At 72.5% G+C, this 4,789-nt stretch carries 4 protein-coding genes; all 4 read right to left on the minus strand.

Translation table 11 applies throughout. The features are described 5' to 3' along the window. On the minus strand, positions 1-1,746 hold a 1,746-nt coding region (locus AC1DP0_RS18190), incomplete at its 3' end, for a thioredoxin domain-containing protein (protein ID WP_478087148.1). A 33-nt stretch (positions 1,747-1,779) separates the two neighbouring features. Next, positions 1,780-3,168 carry an MATE family efflux transporter gene (locus AC1DP0_RS18195; RefSeq protein ID WP_478087151.1) on the minus strand — a complete coding sequence of 463 codons (1,389 nt, stop codon included), beginning with the start codon at positions 3,166-3,168 and terminating at the stop codon, positions 1,780-1,782. A gap of 113 nt (positions 3,169-3,281) precedes the next feature. Continuing rightward, entirely contained in the window at positions 3,282-4,250 is a 969-nt protein-coding gene (locus AC1DP0_RS18200; protein ID WP_478087155.1) for an aminoglycoside phosphotransferase family protein, read from the minus strand. Then, positions 4,247-4,789 (minus strand): hypothetical protein (locus AC1DP0_RS18205; protein ID WP_478087159.1); only part of this gene is annotated, 543 nt, incomplete at its 5' end. The genes AC1DP0_RS18205 and AC1DP0_RS18200, both read right to left, overlap by 4 nt.

The following is a 4,789-nucleotide window of genomic DNA, read 5'->3' on the forward strand; positions in this document are numbered from 1 at the left end:
GACCTGGAGCGGACCGGCGACGAGCGCTTCGGCGACGGCGAGCGACCAACCCCCGAAGCGCGGCTCGCGGACGGCCAGGCCGAGGCCCGCGGCTGTGGCACCCGCGCCGGCGACCAGTGCTCCTGCGTCGCCCGTCACCGCGCCGAGGGTGACGAGGGCTGCTGCGAGAGCAGACTGCCCGGCTGGCTCCGCGTTGTCGGCGGCGTTGCGCGGACGCAGGTAGAGCGRCTCGGCGTGGTGGGCAGTGTCGTGGAACCCGCCGTCGTCGGCCGTGAAGTCGCGGGCAGCGCCCAGGAGGTCGCGGGCCGCGTCGAGCCAGCGCCGCTCGCCGGTGGTCTGGTGCAGCACGAGCAGCCCCTCGGCGAGGTTGCCGTGGTCGTCGGCGACGGCCCGAGCCGTGCCGACCTTCCCGAGGCGCGACGCGCGTCGCAGCTCGCCGTCGACGAGGTGCACGTCGATGACGTAGCCGGCACACCGCTCGGCCGCGGCGACCCAGTCCGCCCGGTCGAACGTCGCTCCGGCGCCGGCCAGCGCGGCGATGGCGAGACCGTTCCACGACGTGACGACCTTGTCGTCCCGGCCCGGCTGCGGCCGCCCCGCACGAGCGACGAGGAGCCGCCGGCGGACGTCGTCGAACCACACGCGGTCGGAGGGCTCGACGGGCAGCTGCAGCGTCGAGGCGCCGTGCTCGAAGGTCCCGGCCTCCGTGACGCCGAGCAGCTCAGCCGCCGCCGTGCCCTCGTCGTCGCCGAGGACCTCTCGCAGCTGCCCGCGCGTCCACGCATACGTCAGTCCCTCGACGCCGTCGGCGTCGGCATCGAGCGACGACGCGAAACCGCCGCCCTCCGTCCCGAGGTCGCGCAGGAGGAAGTCAGCCGTCTCGCGGACGATGCGTTGGGCGAGCGGGTCGCGAGTGGCCTTCCACCACGACGTGTAGGTGCGAAGGAGGAGGGCGTTGTCGTACAGCATCTTCTCGAAGTGCGGCACGACCCAGCCGGCGTCGACGGCGTAGCGGGCGAAGCCGCCGGCGAGCTGGTCGTACATGCCGCTGCGGGCCATCGCCTCGAGCGTCCGGGAGGCCATGTCGAGCGCGGAGGCGTCACCGGTGCGCGCATGGTGACGCAGCAGGAACTCGAGCACCATCGACGGCGGGAACTTCGGCGCACCTCCGAACCCGCCTGCGACGCGGTCGAACTGGCGAGCCAAGAGGTCGACGGCACTGTCCAGAGCGCGGGGCTCTACGGCATACGGCGTCGGCGCCCGGAGTGCCTCGGCGAGGCTCGTGGCGACATGCGTGCCCGACGCGCGGACCTCGTCCTCGCGGGTGCGCCAGGCCTCGTCGAGCGCGGCCAGCACGCGCAGGAAGTGGTCGCGGGGGAAGTACGTGCCGCAGAAGAACGGCTCGCCGTCAGGGGTGAGGAAGACGGTCATCGGCCAACCGCCGTGACCGGTCGTCGCGGTCACGGCCGACATGTAGGCGGCGTCGATGTCGGGACGCTCCTCGCGGTCGACCTTGACCGAGACGAAACGGTCGTTGAGCACCGCGGCGACGGTCTCGTCCTCGAACGACTCGTGCGCCATGACATGGCACCAGTGGCACGCCGCGTAACCGACCGACAGCAGCACCGGCACGTTGCGGCGACGAGCCTCGGCGAAGGCCTCCTCGCCCCACTCCTGCCAGTGGACCGGGTTGTCGCGGTGCTGCAGCAGGTACGGGCTCGTGGCGGATCGCAGACGGTTGGACATGCCCCCACTCTCGCGCACTCCCAATGGCTGCGCTCAGGCAGCGATGCCGACGAGCCGGTTCCAGCGCACGCGCTTGGCCCGCCAGGAGAAGATCGCCAGCTTGGCCAGCTCCTCCAGGATGCGGGCGACGAAGATGCCGACGTATCCGAGCGGGGTGTGCAGCCCGAGGAGCACGGCGAGCGGCAGCCCGACCAAGAAGGCGCCGACCACGTCGCCCATGATGACGCCGCGGACGTCGTTCGCGCTGGGCAGGACGCCGGCGCCGACGATCATGTTGCGCACCTTGACCACCTGGAAGGCGGCGTTGATGAGGATGCCGACGCCTGCCATGGTCCGCACGTCGCGACCGGCCTCCCCGAAGAGCACGTCGAGGAGGAGGACGGTGGCGGCGAAGAGCACCCCGAAGACGGCGGCCGTCCCGATCCCGGCACGCATGAGCCGCCGCACCCAGGCCATCGCGTCGTCGACGTCGCCGCGACCGACCGAGCGACCGACGAGAGTCGTCGTCGCGCTCATGAGACCGATGCTTCCGACGATGAAGACCCCCTCGAGGGTGGTGACGATCTGGGCCGCCGCGAGGGCCTCGTCGCCGAGCTTCTGGAAGACGACGTTGTAGAGGAACGTCCCGACGGTCCAGAACAGCTCGGTGACGCCGAGGGGGACGGCCAGCACGAAGAGCGGCACGATGACGGCCCGCCACTGCCGCACGCTGTCGGGCAGGCTCCAGCCGACGACGCCCCGTCGACCGTAGGCCATCCCGAGCAGGATGAGCGCCTTGGCGACCGCGGTGACGAGGGTCGCCCAGCCGGCCCCGGCGACGCCGAGCGACGGCAGGGGCCCCAGCCCGACGACGAGGGAGTAGGCGATCGCCGAGTTCGCGACGACGGTCACCATCGTCGCGATCATCGGGCTGGTGGGCCGACCCGCGGAGCGGAGCACGCCCGACAGGATCGCGCTGAGCATGACCGGCAGCGTCGCGAGCACGGTGAGGCGGAGATAGTCGGTCCCCGCGGCCGCGACCGAGGGAGAGGCCCCGACCAGCGACATGAGGTGGTCGGCGAAGAGCCAGGGCACGACCGACACGACGATCCCGAGACCAACGGCGACGAGCAGCGCTGCGGTGACGGTGTGGTCGAGGTCGCCGCGCCGTCCGGCGCCGTGAGCACGGGCCACGAGGATGCTCACCGAGGTGCCGAGGCACCCCAGGGTCACCGCGAGGATGAAGGTCAGGCTGTTGGAGAAGCCGACCGCGGCGATCGCCGTGGCACCGAGGCTGCCGACGACGATCTGGTTGACGAAGTTCAGCACGAGCATCAGGACGAACTCCATGCTCACCGGCACGGCGATGCGCGCGATCTCGCGAGCCGGCGTCGGTGGGGCCGCGCGACGGTCGCGCGAGGTGGGCATGGCAAGGCGAGGCATGCGAGTGCCTTTCGACAACGAGGTGGGGGAGCCCGACAAGGTTAAGGGTTCAAGCACCCGTGGTCGAAACGATTTGATCCGGTGTGTCGCCAGGGAGGGGACGCCCCGGCAGGTCAGTCGTTCATCGCCTTGATGATCGTCACGGCGAGGCTGATGCGGTCGTGCGCCCACGCGTCGTCGGCCGGCCCGTCGGAGAGCCTCTCGGCCGCCTCGAGCGCGTTGTCGGCCTCGCGGACGATCGTCCACGCCCGGGCCCGGCCCTCGTCGACCCCGGCGCGCTCGCAGATGATCTCGAGCCGCCGTCGCAGCGACCACCTCACCTCGGAGCCGGTGCCGAGCTCGTCGGCGCGGTTCCACAGGGCCGGAGCGACCTCGAAGGCAGGGTCGCCACTCATCGGCTTGGGGTCGATGGCGAGCCAGGGGGAGCGGTAGGCGGCGAGCACGTTCGTGTAGTGCAGGTCGGTGTGCAGCAGCCGGTCCTCGGTCGACGCCCTCTCCGCGAGCTCGCCGGCGAGAGACGCCGCCTGGTCGAGGTAGCGCCGCGGCAGGACCGCTGGAGCCGCCCGCAGCTCCTCCGCCTGCCGGAGGGCGTATGCCGCGAGGCTGGGAACGCGGGGGTGGGCCGGTCGTTCGAGCCGGGCGAGCAGGTCGCCGATGACGATGCACGCGTCGTCGATGTCGACCCGGCTCAGGTCGCGGGTGTGCAGCCGCTCGAGCAGCATGGCGAACCGCGCGGGGTCGGCCCGCACGAGCCGCACCGCCCCGTCACCGTTCCACGTCTGCAGCGCCAGGTGCTCCGTGGCGGCCTCCGGGTGCGGCCAGGTGATCTTGAGGACGCCCTCACCGCTCACCCCGACGAGATCGCGGCCGGTGCCGAGCAGCCGGACCGGGATGGCGACGGCGCACACGCCGCTCGAGCTGCGGCCGATGGGCTCGAGCTCCCACTCCGCGAGCAGGTCACGGATGAGGCCCGGCAGGGCGTCGATCCAGTCGTCGCCCGACTCGTAGCCGTCGGGCTCGTAGCTGCTCACGGCGTGCGCGAAGTGCGCGGGGATGAGGTCGTACATCGGGTCGTAGCTCATCGTCTCGCTCCAGGGAAGGCGGTCAGGGGCACGTGCCAGTCCACGGCGAGTGCCTGGAGGTGGGCGCTCCAGCGCGCGACGCCCTCGAGGGCGGCTGCATCGGGACCGGGGCCCGCGAGCGCGGTCCCGGCCGCCACCGCCGACGAGAGGGTCTCGGCCGCGAGCCGCCGGGCGGCCGCTGGGGTGGTCACCGGGTAGGGCAGGGCCCACCCGGCAGGAGTCGTGGAGCTCGAACCCGAGACCGCGACCTCGAGCCGCACCAGCGCGGCGAGCGTCCGCTCGGCGACCCGCCTCTGCTCACCGGCGCTCTGGGCGGCGACCACCTCGAAGGCATAGACGAGCGGCTGGGTGCGCGCGACGATCGCAGGCCTGGCGCTGCTGGGTGTGGCCGTCGCCACGTCGCGACCCAACAGCGCCGCCGCGGCCAGACGCTCGGACCAGGCGCCGGCCAGCAGCTCCCGGGTGCTCGCGGCAGCGGCGGCCAGGGCGGCCCAGTCGCCGGGTCCCAGTGAGTCGAGCACGGCGGCGAGTGCCAGCAG

The sequence above is a fragment of the Terrabacter sp. P5_B1 genome (genome assembly GCF_056400505.1).

Bases quoted from the DNA above. Each gene is read 5' to 3' on its own strand.
- AC1DP0_RS18195 (WP_478087151.1), bottom strand. From the start codon at position 3,168: ATGCCTCGCCTTGCCATGCCCACCTCGCGCGACCGTCGCGCGGCCCCA.
- AC1DP0_RS18200 (WP_478087155.1), bottom strand. From the start codon at position 4,250: ATGAGCTACGACCCGATGTACGACCTCATCCCCGCGCACTTCGCGCAC.